This window comes from Shinella daejeonensis, from assembly GCF_024281235.1.
Taxonomy (GTDB): domain Bacteria; phylum Pseudomonadota; class Alphaproteobacteria; order Rhizobiales; family Rhizobiaceae; genus Shinella; species Shinella daejeonensis.
The window spans coordinates 190,646-207,294 of the sequence record NZ_JAHWXY010000003.1; the positions used below are offsets into that span (position 1 = coordinate 190,646).

General features: G+C 63.4%; 13 protein-coding genes. 3 read left to right on the forward strand and 10 right to left on the reverse strand.

Going from position 1 to position 16,649, the window contains the following annotated elements; translation table 11 throughout:
- Position 1: 1 nt before the first annotated feature.
- Positions 2-373, reverse strand: a complete 372-nt coding sequence (locus KYK29_RS11595; RefSeq protein WP_065694149.1) for a response regulator — start codon at positions 371-373, stop codon at positions 2-4.
- A gap of 142 nt (positions 374-515) precedes the next feature.
- Here KYK29_RS11595 and KYK29_RS11600 point away from each other — a divergent pair, with 142 nt between their 5' ends.
- The 3 genes from KYK29_RS11600 (at position 516) to KYK29_RS11610 (ending at position 3,658) form a co-directional block, all read left to right on the forward strand.
- Positions 516-815 carry a DUF3572 domain-containing protein gene (locus KYK29_RS11600; RefSeq protein WP_254691053.1) on the forward strand — a complete coding sequence of 100 codons (300 nt, stop codon included), beginning with the start codon at positions 516-518 and terminating at the stop codon, positions 813-815.
- A 116-nt stretch (positions 816-931) separates the two neighbouring features.
- Positions 932-2,245, forward strand: a complete 1,314-nt coding sequence (locus KYK29_RS11605) for a DNA polymerase IV (protein ID WP_254691054.1) — start codon at positions 932-934, stop codon at positions 2,243-2,245.
- Positions 2,246-2,353: 108 nt separating this feature from the next.
- Positions 2,354-3,658, forward strand: a complete 1,305-nt coding sequence (locus KYK29_RS11610; protein WP_254691055.1) for a L,D-transpeptidase family protein — start codon at positions 2,354-2,356, stop codon at positions 3,656-3,658.
- A 29-nt stretch (positions 3,659-3,687) separates the two neighbouring features.
- Here the strand turns inward: KYK29_RS11610 and dnaE are convergent, their stop codons facing one another.
- From dnaE to nuoN, 9 genes are all read right to left on the reverse strand, one after another.
- Positions 3,688-7,185 (reverse strand): DNA polymerase III subunit alpha, encoded by a 3,498-nt coding sequence (dnaE, locus tag KYK29_RS11615; RefSeq protein WP_254691056.1) that lies wholly within the window; start codon positions 7,183-7,185, stop codon positions 3,688-3,690.
- 566 nt (positions 7,186-7,751) lie between these two features.
- Complete coding sequence (locus KYK29_RS11620; protein ID WP_254691057.1) at positions 7,752-8,438, reverse strand: ABC transporter ATP-binding protein; 687 nt, start codon at positions 8,436-8,438, stop codon at positions 7,752-7,754.
- A gap of 13 nt (positions 8,439-8,451) precedes the next feature.
- The gene (locus tag KYK29_RS11625; RefSeq protein ID WP_254691058.1) at positions 8,452-9,759 is read right to left on the reverse strand and encodes a lipoprotein-releasing ABC transporter permease subunit; all 1,308 of its coding nucleotides are present in this window, start codon (positions 9,757-9,759) and stop codon (positions 8,452-8,454) included.
- Positions 9,760-9,793: 34 nt separating this feature from the next.
- Positions 9,794-11,122 (reverse strand): proline--tRNA ligase, encoded by a 1,329-nt coding sequence (gene proS / locus KYK29_RS11630; protein ID WP_254691059.1) that lies wholly within the window; start codon positions 11,120-11,122, stop codon positions 9,794-9,796.
- 696 nt (positions 11,123-11,818) lie between these two features.
- Positions 11,819-12,088 (reverse strand): DUF1467 family protein, encoded by a 270-nt coding sequence (locus tag KYK29_RS11635; protein WP_254691277.1) that lies wholly within the window; start codon positions 12,086-12,088, stop codon positions 11,819-11,821.
- A gap of 207 nt (positions 12,089-12,295) precedes the next feature.
- Positions 12,296-12,700, reverse strand: a complete 405-nt coding sequence (mce, locus tag KYK29_RS11640) for a methylmalonyl-CoA epimerase (RefSeq protein WP_254691060.1) — start codon at positions 12,698-12,700, stop codon at positions 12,296-12,298.
- A 52-nt stretch (positions 12,701-12,752) separates the two neighbouring features.
- Positions 12,753-14,420, reverse strand: a complete 1,668-nt coding sequence (locus KYK29_RS11645) for a ribonuclease J (RefSeq protein ID WP_254691061.1) — start codon at positions 14,418-14,420, stop codon at positions 12,753-12,755.
- Positions 14,421-14,435: 15 nt separating this feature from the next.
- On the reverse strand, positions 14,436-15,176 hold the full coding sequence (locus KYK29_RS11650; protein WP_254691062.1) for a biotin--[acetyl-CoA-carboxylase] ligase: 741 nt from the start codon (positions 15,174-15,176) through the stop codon (positions 14,436-14,438).
- A 23-nt stretch (positions 15,177-15,199) separates the two neighbouring features.
- Positions 15,200-16,642, reverse strand: a complete 1,443-nt coding sequence (nuoN, locus tag KYK29_RS11655) for an NADH-quinone oxidoreductase subunit NuoN (RefSeq protein WP_254691063.1) — start codon at positions 16,640-16,642, stop codon at positions 15,200-15,202.
- Between the last annotated feature and the right edge of the window lie 7 nt (positions 16,643-16,649).

Consider the following 16,649-nt stretch of genomic DNA (forward strand, 5'->3'; position numbering starts at 1 on the left):
ATCACGCGTCGCCGAGATAGGTCTTGATGGTCTCAATGAATTTCGGGACGGAGATCGGCTTGGAGACATAGGCCTCGCAGCCGCCCTGCCGGATCCGCTCCTCATCGCCCTTCATCGCGAAGGCCGTCACCGCGATCACCGGGATGACGTGAAGCTCGTCGTCTTCCTTCAGCCATTTGGTGACCTCGAGGCCGGAGACCTCGGGAAGCTGGATGTCCATGAGGATCAGGTCCGGGCGATATTTGCGCGCCAGTTCAAGGGCTTCCATCCCGTTCCTCGTCTGGATCGTCGTATAGCCGGAGGCTTCGATAAGATCCCGGAAGAGCTTCATGTTCAGCTCGTTGTCCTCGACAATCATTACCTGTTTCGGCATTGCTCGTCCCCGTCCCTTGTTCCGGCTTGCAACGTTCTGTCAGACAGATAAGTTGCCGAAAAGCCGAAATCACCCGGCCCGATCACCGCTGACGCTAGCGTCATTTGGTTGATTAAATGGTAAAAATTCCCTGGATGAGGATATGAACCGTCAAAAAGATACATCACGCCTCCAGGAGGCCGAGGCCACGGCAATCGCGGTTCTCGGCTGGCTTGCCGGCGAGCCGGAACTGCTCTCGCGCTTCCTGGCCCTGACCGGCGTCCTGCCTTCCGACGTCCGCACCGCGGTGGACGATCCCGGTTTTCTGGCGGGCCTCCTCGACTTCCTCATGGGCCACGAGCCGACGCTGCTGGCCTTCTGCGCGGCAAGCGGCACCACGCCCGAAACCGTCGTGCAGGCGCATGGCCTGCTTATGGGGCCGCCGGCGATCCATGACGGCTGAAAAACCCGCATTCGCCATTTCACCGATGAACAATTCGTCACGGCTTCTCCTTGCGCCGCTCTTGAGACTCATCAACATAGGCGTTAGGTTCGCGATGTTCAATATTTGTTCCGGCCATGCGCAACGACGAAACGCGTCCTGACGGTTTTTGCCGCGACTGCCTGTCCGGGCAGGTTTCCGGCTTGCGCCGGTGTCGGGCGTGCGGCAGCCCGCGGCTGCTTTATCATGACGAACTTCATGCGCTGACACTGGCCCATATCGATTGCGACGCCTTCTATGCCGCCATCGAGAAGCGCGACAATCCGGAACTGGCCGACAAGCCGGTGATCATCGGCGGCGGCAAGCGCGGCGTGGTTTCCACGGCCTGCTACGTGGCGCGCATTCAGGGCGTACGTTCCGCCATGCCGATGTTCAAGGCGCTGGAAGCCTGCCCCGACGCCATCGTCATCAAGCCCAACATGGAAAAATACGCGCGCGTCGGGCGCGAGATACGAACGATGATGCAGGAACTGACACCGCTGGTCCAACCGCTGTCCATCGACGAAGCCTTTCTGGAACTAAGGGGAACGGAACGCCTGCACCACGATCCGCCGGCCCGCGTCCTTGCCCGCTTCGCCGTGCGCGTGGAGCAGGAGATCGGCATAACGATCTCCATCGGCCTCTCCTATTGCAAGTTCCTCGCCAAGGTGGCGTCGGACCTGCGCAAACCGCGCGGTTTTTCCGTGATCGGCCGGGCCGAGGCGCTCGCCTTTCTCCAGGACAAGTCCGTGCGGATGATCTGGGGGGTCGGAAAGGCCTTTGCCGAGACGCTGGAGCGCGATGGCATCCGCACCATCGGGCAATTGCAGACCATGGAGGAAACGGACCTGATGCGCCGCTACGGCTCCATGGGCAAGCGGCTCTATCATCTGTCGCGCGGCGATGACGACCGTGCGGTCCATCCCGATGAACCGGCAAAGAGCGTTTCGGCCGAAATAACCTTCCTCGAGGATATCTCCAGCCAGGACGAACTGGTGATCCATCTGCGGCGGCTGAGCGAGAAGGTGGCGCTACGGCTGCGCAAGTCCGGCATCGCCGGCCAGACCGTGGTGCTGAAGCTGAAAACAGCCGACTTCCGGACCCGGACCCGCAACCGCAAGCTCGAAGATCCGACCATGCTCGCCGACCGCATCTTCCGGACCGGCGTGGAACTCCTCAGCCGGGAAACGGACGGCACCCGCTTCCGCCTGCTGGGCATCGGCGTCTCGGATCTGGCCGATCCGGCCCGCGCCGATCCTCCGGATCTCGTCGACCCGCAGGCGGCGCGCCGGGCGGCGGCCGAAGCCGCAGTAAATACGCTGCGCGACAAATTCGGCAAGGCGAGCGTGGAAACCGGCTATACATTCGGCAAACGCCCTCCTCCGCAGATATCCACCCTCACGAAAAAGTGACGTCCGGCAGGGCCGCATCGGGCGTGCATTTCCATCGGCCTGTAAAATCTTCCTTAAATCCGTTGCGCCACAGTTGCGGTCGTTTTGTATTGCGTACGGATGGACGACATGACGTTTCGCCTCGTCACGGGGATGGGCCTTCTTGCCCTGATGCTCGGCTCCAGCACGGCGCTGGCCGCGACACTCGAAGGCCCGCTACAGATCATGGTCTCCCGCGACCGGCAGGAACTGAAGGTCTATGACGGCGCAACCGTCGTGGCCCATTCCCGCGTATCGACGGGAAAGGCCGGCCATGCGACGCCGACCGGTATCTTTTCCATCCTCGAAAAGAAGCGGAAGCATTTCTCCAATATCTACAACAATGCACCGATGCCGTTCATGCAGCGGCTGACCTGGTCGGGAATAGCCCTGCATGCATCCAGCAGCGTTCCCGCCCATCCGGCCTCGCACGGCTGCGTGCGTATGCCGCACGATTTCGCAAAGACGCTTTTCAACCTGACGCAACGGGGTGGCCATGTGCTTGTCACCGACCGGGAAACCGCACCGCAGCGCGTCACCCACGCAAAGCTGTTCGAACCCGCCGCCCTCGCCCCCGAGCAGGAACTCTTGTCCGACGCCAGTCTTCGCCCCGCCTTCCCGGATGAAGGTCAGGAAAGCGTCGAGGTCGCGATGTCGAACCATGTGCCCGACAAACCGGAGCCGACCGCCCACCCGGAACGGCAGGCACCGGTCCGCATCCTGATCACCCGGGCCGGCGAACGCGAGAGCCTGCGCGAACTGCAAACACTGCTGAGCACGCTCGGTTACGAGACCGGCGTGGCGGACGGTCTGCACGGACGGCGGACAAGTGCCGCGATCCGTGCTTTCCAGGAGGCGGAAAACCGCAAGGCGGACGGCATGATCACGCCGGACCTGATCGCCGCCGTCTACGCACGGGCCGGAAAAGGCATGCCGCCGCACGGCCGCCTGCTCGTCCGCCGGAAATTCGAGCCGGTTCTCGACGTTCCCCTCACCATCGATGCGCCGCAAATCGCGCTCGGCACGCATTTCCTGCTGGCTCGCAACGTCGATACCGTCAAGGGCAGCGCCGACTGGTACGGCGTCACGCTGCGAAACGATCTTTCACCCGCAACGATGAAGCGCCTCGGCATCGAGACGCCCGCCGATGCCGAAGCCGGGGACGCGCTGGCGGCGGTTCTGGACAGGCTGGATATTCCGGCCGACATCCGCATTCGCGTTTCCGCCCTGTTGAGCGAGGGCGCATCGCTGTCGATCTCCGATACCGGCCTCGGCCAGGAAACCGGCGCGGGCACCGACTTTATCACCGTCACCCGCGAGATTGCCGGAAAAGCCGCCACGCCGCCGGCCGGCAAGAAGCGCCGGAAGGCATCGTCGATCGTCGCCGTGAACTGACCCCTGCGCCGGCCGGCCGGCAGCGCCCGTCACACCAGTTCCACGTCCAGAACGCCTGCCGCCGAACGCATGGCGGCGGCGATTTCATTGGAAATACGATATCGTTCACCGAGTTCCACCTCGATTTCCCGCTGGCCGTTGTCCTTGATGACGATAAAGGACACGAGGCCGTCGCCCTTGGTGTTGAGATGCGCCGAAATGGAGCGCAGCGGGCCGGAATCCCGTACATAGACGCGCAAGGCCTTCTGGCTTTGCAGTGATTCCTCCTCCAGCGAACGCAGCGTCTGGATGCGCAGGCCGATGCCTTCCGGCCGCTCTTCCGCCTGGACCGTCATCACCAGCGATTTTCCGGGTTCCAGCAGGTCGCGATACTGGTGCAGCATCTCCGAAAACAGCACGGCCTCGAACTGGCCGGAGGCGTCCGAGAAGGCGACGATGCCCATCTTGTTGCCGGTGCGGGTCTTGCGTTCCTGCTTCGAGGTCACCGTTCCGGCAAGCCGCCCCGCCGTCGCGCCGCGCTTCACGGCCACCGAGAAATCGGCGAAGGTCTGCACCCGCATCCTGGCGAGCATCGTCGCATAGGTATCGAGCGGATGGGCGGAAAGATAGAAGCCGAGGACCTGGAATTCGCGATGCAGCTTTTCGGACGCCAGCCATGGCGTATAGGACGGCAGGGTGATCACTTCCGGCCCGGTGGCGGCTCCCGCCCCGAACATATCGCTTTGGCCGCTCGTCTTGTTTTCCTGCGCGCGCTGGGCATAGCCGAGCAGCCGGTCGAGACCGGCGACCAGCGCCGCCCGGTCGTGACCGAAGCAGTCGAAGGCGCCGGCGGCGATCAGGCTTTCAAACACCCGCCGGTTGATGAACTTCGGGTCGATGCGCAGGCAGAAATCCTCCAGGCTTTCGAAGGGCTTGTCGCCGCGCATGTCGACGATGTGCTGGACGGCCGCCTCGCCGACGCCCTTGATGGCGGCGAGCGCATAATAGATGCAGCTCGCGCCGGTCTCGAAATGGGCGAAGGACGTCTGTACCGAAGGCGGGACGACCTGAATACCGAGACGGCCGGCATCCTGCCGGAAATCGTTCAGCTTGTCGGTGTTCGACATATCGTAGGTCATCGACGCGGCGAGGAACTCCACCGGGTAATGCGCCTTCAGATAGGCTGTCTGATAGGAGACGATGGCATAGGCGGCGGCATGCGACTTGTTGAAGCCGTAGTTGGCGAATTTGGCGAGCAGGTCGAAGATCAGGTCGGCCTGCGGCTTGGAGACGCCGTTCCTGACGGCGCCTTCGACGAAGCGCGCGCGCTGCTGGTCCATCTCCGCCTTGATCTTCTTGCCCATCGCACGGCGCAGCAGGTCGGCCTCGCCGAGCGAATAACCGGAGAGAACCTGGGCGATCTGCATCACCTGTTCCTGATAGACGATGACGCCCTGCGTCTCCTTGAGCAGGTGATCGATCATCGGATGGATCGACTCCACCTCCTCCTCGCCGTGTTTGCGGGCGTTGTAGACCGGGATGTTCTCCATCGGCCCCGGCCGGTAAAGCGCCACCAGCGCGATGATATCCTCGATGCAGTCCGGCCGCATGCCGATCAGCGCCTTGCGCATGCCGGCGCTTTCCACCTGGAACACGCCGACCGTCTCGCCGCGCGACAGCATCTCGTAGGTGAGCCGGTCGTCGAGCGGCAGGCTCTCCAGCGTCACTTCGATATCGCGCTTGCGGATGAAATCGACGGCCGTCTTCAGCACCGTCAGCGTCTTGAGGCCGAGGAAGTCGAATTTCACCAGTCCCGCCTGCTCGACCCATTTCATGTTGAACTGGGTGACGGGCATGTCGGATCGCGGATCCCGATACATCGGCACGAGCTGCGACAGCGGGCGGTCGCCGATCACGATGCCGGCGGCATGCGTCGAGGCGTGACGGTAGAGCCCCTCGATCTTCTGGGCGATGTCGAGCAGCCGCGCGACGACCGGCTCCTTTTCCGCTTCCTCCTGAAGCTTCGGCTCCTCCTCGATCGCCTTGTGGAGCGGCGTCGGATTGGCCGGATTGTTCGGCACGAGCTTGCAGATCTTGTCGACCTGACCGTAGGGCATTTCCAGCACCCGGCCGACGTCGCGCAGCGCCGCGCGCGCCTGCAAGGAACCGAAGGTTATGATCTGCGCCACCTGCTCGCGGCCGTATTTGCCCTGCACGTAGCGGATCACCTCTTCCCGGCGCTCCTGGCAGAAATCGATGTCGAAGTCCGGCATCGAGACGCGCTCGGGGTTGAGGAAGCGCTCGAACAGCAGCGAGAAGCGCAAGGGGTCGACATCGGTGATGGTCAGCGCATAGGCGACGAGCGAGCCCGCGCCGGAACCACGGCCCGGCCCGACCGGGATATTGTGCTGTTTCGCCCATTTGATGAAGTCGGCGACGATGAGAAAATAACCGGGGAACTTCATGCGCTCGATGACGCTGAGTTCGAACTCCAGCCGCTCGCGATAATCCTCTTGCGTATAGCCGGGCGAAAGGCCGAGCAGGCTCATGCGGCTTTCCAGTCCCTCCACCGCCTGGCGGCGCAGTTCCGCCACCTCGGCCTGTTCGGCCGCCTCGCCGTCGTCGGTCGCGCCGGTGAAGCGCGGCAGGATGGGCTTGCGCGTCTCCAGCACGAAGGAGCAGCGCTGCGCGATCTCCACCGTATTGTCCAGCGCCTCCGGCAAGTCCGCGAAGAGGTCCGCCATTTCCCGGCGGCTTTTCAGATAGTGCTCCGGCGACAGCCGGAAGCGGCTGTCGTCGGAAACCATGGCGTTGTGCGCGACCGCCATCAGCGCGTCATGCGCCTCGTAATCCTCCGGCGCGGGGAAAAAGGGCTCGTTGGTGGCGACCAGCGGCACCTCCTCCGCATAGGCCAGGTCCACCATGCGCTGCTCGTGCTGCCGGTCGTAACGGCCGTGCCGCTGCAATTCCACATAGAGGCGGTCGCCAAAAAGGCGTTTCAGGGCGCGCAGCCGCGCCGTCGCCGCCGCCGGATGGCCGGCGTGAAAGGCCATGTCGACCGGCCCGCCGGCCGCGCCCGTGAGGGCGATCAGCCCTTCCGTGCCGACCTCGTCGAGCCAACCCAACGAAATCCGGGCCGATTGCGTCCCCTCGCCCAGAAGATAGGCGCGGCTCACCAGTTCGACGAGCCGGGCGTAGCCCTCGCCGGTTGCCGCCAGGAGCACGAGGGAGGGCAGTTTCGCCAGATGCGCCTGATGGCTGCGACGCTCCCCTTCGCCCTCGTCCTGCATGTCGATCGACAACTGGCAGCCGATCAGCGGCTGAATGCCTTCGCCCGCCGCCTTCTGCGAGAATTCGAGCGCGGCAAAAAGATTGTTGGTGTCGGTGATGGCGATCGCCGGCTGGGCGTCGGCCGTCGCCTTGGCGATGATCTTCTTGATCGGCAGCGCGCCCTCGAGCAGCGAATAGGCCGAATGAACCCGCAGGTGCACGAACTGAGGCATCTGCGCCGCCTGCCCCGATACCGCCCCGATCACCTTTTCCGCCATTTTTCTTCCTTCCGACACGAAGGGGAAGCTTAAGCGGATTCGGTACGGCAAAGTCCAGCGGTCAGGCGCGGTTGACCCCGATTTCCACGCCGCAAGCCGGTAAGCGCGTTGCGGCGCACACGGCGGCTCACATCCCGAAGATGATCATGGAAAAGCTGGCGACGAACATGGCCATGGAGGTGAAGGCTGCAAGATCACGAAGAAAATCGGTCATTAACGGCTCCCTTTCTATCTATGTTCTCAGTATGTTCTATTTTTGTTCGTTCGTCAATCGCCTTTCCGCGCCGTCAGGACAGGCGGGCGGGTTGGAGGCGGCGCGCTATGCGCCAGCGGAACGGAACCGCCAGCGGCGGCGATGTGGCTCGTCGAGGATCGGGGGAAGCAGGCAAGCTGTGGGAACGCATGACGCGCCGATTCGAGACGCGGCCAGATTCCGTTGCAGGTGAAAGGCGTGCGACAGCGCCCGGCGACCGTCTCGCCGAGGGGGATGGCCGTCCTATCGATCGCCCTGTTTTCGAAATGAATCCGGAAACCGCGCCAATACGCTGGTTTCGCACGGAAAATCCTTACGGAAGTTCGCGGATGGAGCCGTCCTCGAGCGTGACCCGGCGGTCCATCAGCCTGGCCAGTTCGTGGTTATGGGTGGCGATGAGGGCGGCAAGGCCCGATTGCCGCGCCAGCGCCTCCAGTGCCTCGAAGACATAGCCGGCCGTTTCCGGGTCGAGGTTGCCCGTCGGCTCGTCGGCCAGCAGCACCAGCGGCGCATTGGCGACGGCGCGGGCGATGGCGACGCGTTGCTGCTCGCCGCCCGAAAGCTCCGCCGGACGGTGGCTCCCGCGATGACCGATCCGCATGTAATCGAGAAGCTGGGCCGCGCGCTCCTCGGCCTCGGCCCGGGAAAGGCCCGCGATGAGCTGCGGCATCATGATGTTCTCAAGCGCGCTGAATTCCGGCAGCAGATGATGGAACTGATACACGAAACCGATCTCGCCGCGGCGGATCGCCGTTCGCTCGTCATCGCCAAGCCCGGCGCATGGATGACCGTTGACCAGCACCTCGCCGGCATCCGGCTTCTCCAGGAGACCGGCGATGTGCAGCAGGGTCGACTTGCCGGTGCCCGATGGCGCGACGAGCGCCACGGTCTCGCCGCTGCGCAGCGTGAAGTCCGCTCCCTTGAGAATGGTGAGAAGCGTCTCGCCCTGGCCGTAATGCCGTTCGATGCCGGTAAGCTGCAATGCCACGCGCGCGTTCATTCGATGAGGGTTCCTATTCGTAGCGAAGCGCCTGGACGGGATCGAGCTTGGACGCGCGCCAGGCGGGGAAGATCGTCGCAAGGAAGGAAAGCGCCAGCGCCATCAGGACGACGGAGAGCGTCTCTCCGGCATTCATGTCGGCGGGAAGCTGGCTCAGGAAATAGAGTTCCGGATTGAACAGCGTCGTTCCGGAAATCCAGGAGAAGAACTGGCGGATCGACTCGACATTGAGGCAGACGACGACGCCGAGCAGCACGCCGGCGAAGGTGCCGACCGTGCCGATGGCCGCTCCCGTCATGAAGAAGATACGCATGATCGAACCGGAGGTCGCCCCCATGGTGCGCAGGATGGCGATATCGCTGCCCTTGTCCTTCACCAGCATGATGAGGCCGGAAATGATGTTCAGCGCCGCCACCAGCACGATCAGCGTCAGGATCATGAACATGACGTTCCGCTCCACCTCCAGCGCCGAGAAGAAGGTGCGGTTGCGCTGGCGCCAGTCGGTGATGAAGACCTGCCGCTCCGCCGCGGCCTCGACCGGCTGGCGCAACTGATCGACGGCGTCGGGATTATCGATGAAAAGCTCGATCGACTGCACGACGCCTTCGCTGTTGAAATAGAGCTGCGCCTCCTCCAGCGGCATATAGATGATCGAGGCGTCATATTCCGACATGCCGATCTCGAAGATCGCCGAGACCGTATAGGTCTTCACGCGCGGATTGACCCCGAGCGGCGTCACATCGCCGTCGGGTGCGACCAGCGTGATCTGCCCGCCGGCGCCAAGCCCCAGCGCCTCGGCCATGCGCGCGCCGATGGCGACGCCGGATCCGGCGGCAAAGCCGACGAGATCGCCGTCCTTGATATGGTCCGAGACGGTCTTCAGGCGGGCCAGATCGTCAGGCCGGATGCCGCGCACCAGCGCGCCGGTCCCCGCCCCCGCCGTTCCGGAGGCAAGCGTCTGCCCCTCGACCAGCGGGATGGCCAGCCTGACGCCGGCCACCGCCGACAGCCGATCGGCAAGCGCCGTGTAATCGTTGAGCGGGCTGTCGATAGGCTGCACGATCATATGGCCGTTGATGCCGAGGATGCGCGAGATCAATTCGGTCCGGAAGCCGTTCATCACCGCCATGACGATGATGAGCGTCGCCACGCCCAGCATGATGCCGATGAAGGAAAAGCCGGCGATCACCGAAATGAACGCCTCCTTGCGCCGCGAGCGCAGGTAGCGCCAGGCCACCATGCGCTCGAAAGCGGAAAACGGGCGGCTTTTCGCGAAACCCTGCGAAGAGGCTGCGGTATCACCGCTCGCTGCGTCAGCCATGGTTTCTCCCGTTACAAGGCGCGCCTGCGCCCGCTCAATTGCCGGAGGCAAGGCGGTTGATCGCCGCCTCGATGGTCAGGGTTTCGCGCGCGCCGGTCTTGCGGTCCTTGATCTCGATCTCGCCGGCGGCGACGGAACGGGGCCCCGCGATCACCTGCACCGGCACGCCGATCAGATCGGCGGTAGCGAATTTCGCGCCCGCCCGCTCGTCGGTATCGTCATAGAGCGTATCGATGCCGGCCCGGGTCAAGGCGCCATAGAGCTTTTCACAGGCCGCGTCGCAGGCGGCGTCACCGGTCTTCATGTTGATCACCGTCACGTCGAAGGGGGCCACCGCCTTCGGCCAGATAATCCCGTTCTCGTCATGCGATGCTTCGATGATGGCGGGAACAAGGCGGGTCGGCCCGATACCGTAGGAACCCATGTGGACGGCATGCTCCTTGCCGTCGGGTCCCTGCACCTTCGCGCCCATGACTTCGGAATATTTCGTGCCGAAATAGAAAATATGGCCGACCTCGATGCCCCGGGCGGAGACGCGATCGCCTTCCGGCACGGCTTCGAAGGCCGCCGCATCGTGCATTTCGGACGTCGCGGCGTAGCGGGAGGTCCATTTGTCGAAGATCGCCTGAAGGCCGGCGACATCCTCGAAGTCGGTATCCTCGCCCGGCACGCCGAACGTGAGAAAATCCTTGTGGCAGAAGACCTCGGACTCGCCGGTATCGGCGAGAATGATGAATTCATGGCTGAGATTGCCGCCGATCGGGCCGGTATCGGCGCGCATCGGAATGGCCTGAAGGCCAAGGCGCGAGAAGGTGCGCAGATAGGCCGCGAACATGCGGTTATAGGCGTGCTCGGCCCCTTCGCGGCTCAGGTCGAAGGAATAGGCGTCCTTCATCAGGAACTCGCGCGAGCGCATCGTGCCGAAGCGCGGGCGGATCTCGTCACGGAACTTGAGCTGGATATGGTAGAGATTGAGCGGGAGATCCTTGTAGGACCGCACATAGGAGCGGAAGATGTCGGTGATCATCTCCTCGTTCGTCGGACCGTAGAGCATCGCGCGATCCTGACGGTCCTTGATGCGCAGCATCTCCTTGCCATAGGCGTCGTAGCGGCCGCTTTCCTGCCAAAGCTCCGCCGATTGCAGCGTCGGCATCAGGAGTTCGATAGCGCCGGAGCGGTTCTGCTCCTCGCGAATGACCGCGTTCACCTTGTCCAGCACGCGCTTGCCGAGCGGCAACCAGCTGTAGATGCCCTGGGATTGCTGCTTGATCATGCCCGCACGCAGCATCAGCCGATGCGAGACGATTTCGGCCTCCTTGGGATTTTCCTTGAGGATGGGCAAAAAGAAGCGGGAAAGGCGCATGACGGGTTCCGAACTGACCTGTTTGCCGCTTCCGGGGAATCGGCGCACTGACGTTGATTTTCAAGCGTTCATAAACGCTTCGTCACGGGAAGGAAACCCGCAACACAGCGCCGGAAAACCGGGGCGACCGCCCCCGGGGCGGCGCGGAACCTTCACTCTTGCGTGAAGACGGCAGGAGCGGGCGGCGGAGAGACCAATGGCCGCAGGCATGTCAACGAAAAAATTTTATTCCACTGTCGCAAAATTGCAAAAAAGCGGGTGACAACGCCCACAGTTTGGGCTAGTTTCAGCCCACAAAATAGGCGGGATGGACAAATTTCCGCCAATTTCGCGGTCAAGTCTTGGGAGGATTGGATCTTTGGCGCGCTTCAGTCGCCGCCGCCGGTAACGGATATGGATCACGCGATACCTTAAAACAAGGCCTTTACGCCTTGTTTTTTTTTGCCTTTTGCCTGGGCGCTCCCCTATATCTCGTGCAGACGATAAATCCATGCGTCAAAGACGCGCAGGACCGGCATTCCGCCACAATTCGCGTGATCCCCGTTCCCGCCTTGCTTTCCAACAAGCCGGACATCGTTGTGCGCCCGGGCCGGCGCCATCATGGCTTCCCCACGCGCACGCAATATCCGTTCCCGATTTTCCGGGACGGCAGGAACGATATGCTCATCGCAGGCAGGAAGGTCGTGTGTCCCCGCGTCAGTCGAACCGCGGGATGAACTCCGGGATGGAGTCGATATTGTAACCGAGACGTGCCGAGAGAACATACCACAGCAGGTAGACCGCCGCCGAAACGACGGTCGTCCAGACGAACACGCGCTTGCCGCGAAAACGCGCCGGCGCACTTTCGGTCGTGCCGGGCACGACATCGTCAGCTTCCGCCTGGGTGCGCAAGCCGAAGGGCAGGACCGCGAAGAGAGTAAGCCACCAGAAGATGAAATAGACGGCCACATGGGAGAAAATCTGCATGGATTGATGGTCCTCTCGGGGATCCGGACGCCAGCCGGTCGGCTCCGCTTCTTTCAGAATATTTTCCGCGGACTCCGGTTCACGGAAAATGCTCCGGATTGCTGCTTTCAACGCATCGTCCGGCGCCGAAGCGATCACGCGTCGGCTGGAAGTTGCTTTAGCCCAGCCGGTGCGCCAGTTCAAACCGGCCGGGCGCGCGGCCTGCTGTCACACCTGCTCCAGTTCGATGAGCGTGCCACAAAAATCCTTGGGATGCAGGAACAGGACCGGCCTGCCGTGCGCGCCGATCTTCGGATTGCCGTCGCCCAGAACGCGTGCGCCGGCCGCCGCCAGGCGATCGCGAGCGGCGAGAATATCATCCACTTCATAGCAGATATGATGTATCCCCCCGGCCGGCGCCTTTTCCAGAAAGGCCGCGATGGGCGATGACCCGCCAAGCGGCTCCAGAAGCTCCACCTTTGTATTCGGCAATTCCACGAAAACAACGGTTACACCATGATCGGGCAGCGGCTGCGGCTGGGAGACCGGGGCCCCGAGCATATCGCGATAGATTGCGACCGCCGCCGGAAGGTCCGGAACGGCGATAGCGATGTGATTGACCTTGCCGATCATCGTTCCCGGTCCCCTTCCATTTTCAGCCCCGGCCGGAAGCCGGTGGCCGCCATCAGGTTTTCGTCAGGAAAACCGTGACGATCGGCTTTTTACCCCAGATCTCGTTGGCGGTGGAGCGGACCGCGCGGCGGATCGCCTCCCTTACCGTCGCCAGATCCTTGCGGCGCGCGCGCGGAATGCTTTCCACGGCTCCGAGAACGGCGTCGTAGAGCGTATCGGCCATATCCTCGCCCTCGTCGTCGAACCGCGGCAGGCCAAAGGGCTCCACCTCCGGATCGTCGCGAAAATCGTAACGGCCGTCGAGCACGACGTGGACGGCGACATGACCGACGAAAGCAAGCTTACGCCGCTCGCCGATGCCCATCTCGTCATAATCACCGATCAGACGGCCGTCCTTGAATATCCGCCCGTGCGGCGCCTCGTCGATCACTTCCGGCGCGCCCGGCGCCAGCTTCAGCATATCGCCGTTTCTGACCCGAGGAACGTCCGCGATTCCGGATTGGCTGGCCAGTTCCGCATGCGCGGTCAGATGCACCGCCTCCCCGTGCACCGGGACAACCATGTTCGGCCGCACCCAATCGTACATCTGCTGCAACTCATTCCGGCGCGGGTGGCCGGACACATGCACCAGCGCCTCCGCGTCGGTGATCACATGGATACCCTGTTCGACAAGCCCGTTCCGGATGTCGTTGATCGCCTTCTCGTTGCCGGGAATGGCGCGCGAGGAAAAGATGATCGTGTCGCCATCGGAAAAGGCGACATTGCGCATCTCGTCGCGGGCGATCTTGGCAAGCGCGGCGCGCGGCTCGCCCTGGCTGCCCGTCAGGATGACGACGATCTTGTCTCGCGGCGTATAGCTGAACTCGTCCTCGGCGATGAAAGGCTTGATCCCCTCCATCAGGCCGATATCGCGCGCAACCGCAGTGACGCGCTTCATCGAACTGCCGAGCAGCAGCACTTCGCGGCCGGCGGCCTCCGCCGCCTGGGCGATAGAGCGTATGCGTCCCACATTGGAGGAGAAGGTGGTGATCCCCACCCGCCCCTCGGCGGCTTCGATAACCTTACGCAGGCTTTCCGAAACCTCGTGTTCGGAAGGCGAAATCCCGTCGCGCACCGCGTTGGTGCTGTCGCAAACGAGGGCCAGAACGCCCTCCTCGCCGAGCTGGCGGAAACGCTGCTCGTCCGTCAACGGCCCGAGCGAGGGATCGAGGTCGATCTTCCAGTCGCCGGTATGGACGACCGTGCCGAGCGGCGTCCGGATCGCCAGCGACATCGGTTCGGGGATCGAGTGATTGACCCCGATGGCCTCGATCTCGAACGGGCCGAGGTTGATGCGGTCGCCCTGTTTGAAGATGGTGACGGGGATTTCCGTGCGGCTGCGCTCGTAATCGCGCTTGGCTTCCAGCATGCCGGCCGTGAACGGCGAAGCATAGACGGGCACGTTCAGGCCGGGCCAAAGGTCGTTCAGCGCGCCGTAATGATCTTCATGGGCATGGGTGATCACGATGCCCTTCAGATTTTTCCGCTCCTCCGCGAGAAAGCGGATATCGGGAAGAACGAGGTCGACGCCCGGCAGTTCCGGCCCGGGAAAGGTCACGCCGCAATCGACCATGATCCATTGGCGCTTCGCCTTCGGGCCATAACCGTAAAGCGCCAGATTCATGCCGATTTCGCCGACGCCACCAAGCGGCAGGAACACGAGTTCGTCTTGCTTCGTCATTACGTTCAATCTGTCCTATGTAAAGAAAACGTCGCCGGCGGCTATGAGTTGTGTTCCTCCGCCATCCCGCTCGAGCGTCAGGAGTCCTGTATCATCAATTCCCGCGAAACGCCCGGAAATAGAGCGGTCGGACAGATTGACAACGATCTTCTCGCCGATCCCGCCCGCAGCCGCCCGCCAGCGCTCGACGATCGCCGCGACGCCGCGGCCGCCGTCCCATAGCGCAAGCACATCCGCCATATCGCGGAAGAGATGGGCGAAAAGCTCCTCAGGCGCCGCGTTCGCGCCGAAGTCGCGCAGCCGCGCCAGCGGGTAAAGCCCGTTTTCCGGCGCGAACGCCATATTGATGCCGCAGCCGATCACCACCGCCTGACGGCCGTCCGGCAGGATTTCGCCCTCGATCAGAATGCCGCTGATCTTGCTCCGCTCGATCAGCAGGTCGTTCGGCCACTTGATGACGACCGGCGGGGCACCGAGCGGCAGGACGCGCGACACCGCGGCCTGCAACGCCACGGCCACGGCAAGCGGCAGGGAGCCGAGCCGCTCGGGCGGCGCAGGATCGATCAGGAGCAGGGAGGCATAGAGATTGCCGGGCTCGGAAGACCACGCCCGCCCGCGGCGGCCACGGCCGCCGGTCTGGCGTTCCGCCGTGATCCAGAGACCGGAAAGCGCGCCCTTGCGGGCGCGCTCCAGGCATTCCGTATTGGTCGAGCCCACGTCGGTGAGCGCCTCATGCCGGAAATCGTCGAGCGACATCCGTCTCGCGCGTTCCGGCGCGGTCAAAAGAACGTCCTGGCTGCGGCTTCCGCCGCTGCCCCGACCGGCCCGCCGACGACGACATAACCGGCGAGGAACAGCGCGCTCAGCCCGAGAACCAGCTTGATTTCGCCGGACGTGCGGTCGAACTCGCCGGCCGCCTCGTCAAACCACATCACCTTCACCACCCGCAGGTAGTAGTAGGCGCCGACCACCGAGGCCAGCACGCCGATGATGGCCAGTGCATAGAGATGCGCCTCGATCGCCGCCATGAACACGAAGTATTTGGCGAAGAAGCCGCCGAGCGGCGGAATGCCGGCCAGCGAGAACATGACCACCGTCATCGCCGTCGCCATGAAGGGATTGGTGGAGGCGAGGCCTGCGAGGTCGTCGATATTCTCGACGCTCTCGCCCTCCTTGCGGCGCATGGCGATGATGCACGCGAAGGCGCCGAGCGTCATGACCATATAGACCAGCATATAGAGCGCAACGCCGCGCACGCCGGCCATCGAGCCGCTGGACAGCCCCACCAGCGCATAGCCCATGTGGCCGATCGAGGAATAGGCCATCATGCGCTTGATGTTGCGCTGACCGATCGCACCGAAGGCGCCCAGCACCATCGAGGCGATCGAGATGAAAACGATGACCTGCTGCCAGTCGGCGACGATCGGTTCGAACGCCTCGATGACGATGCGCACCATCATGGCCATGGCCGCCACCTTGGGCGCGGCGGAGAAGAACGCCGTGACCGGGGTCGGCGCGCCTTCGTAGACGTCCGGTGTCCACATGTGGAACGGCACTGCGGAAATCTTGAAAGCCAAGCCGGCGAGCACGAAGACGAGACCGAAGACCAGGCCGAGCGAGCGCCCTTCGGCGGTCAGCGCCGCGGCGATTTCCTGGAAGCCGGTATGCCCCGTGAAACCGTAGACGAGCGACATGCCGTAAAGCAGGAGACCGGAGGAAAGAGCGCCGAGCACGAAATACTTCAGGCCGGCCTCCGTGGAGCGGACGCTGTCGCGATTGATGGCGGCCACGACGTAGAGGGCGAGCGACTGGAGCTCCAGCGAAAGGTAAAGGGCGATCAGGTCATTCGCCGAGATCAGCAGCAGCATGCCGAGCGTGGCCAGCACGATCAGCACCGGGAACTCGAACTGGTCGAGCTGGTCGGAGCGCGCATTGCCGACGGTCATCACCATGGCGGTGATCGAGCCGATCAGCGCCAGCACCTTCATGAACTTGGCGAAGGGGTCGGAGACGAAGGCGCCCGCATAGGCTTCTCCCTCCCCCGTCACGGTTACCAGCCAGAGGCCGGAGATGACAAGCAGCGCCACCGCAAGGCCTGCAACCGTCGTCCCGGACCTCTCGCCCGAGAAAACACCGATCATCAGCAGGACCAGGGCGCCGACGGCGAGGATGATCTCCGGCGTCGAGAGCTGAAGGCTGGCGAGGATTGTATCAGCAGTCATGTTCTTC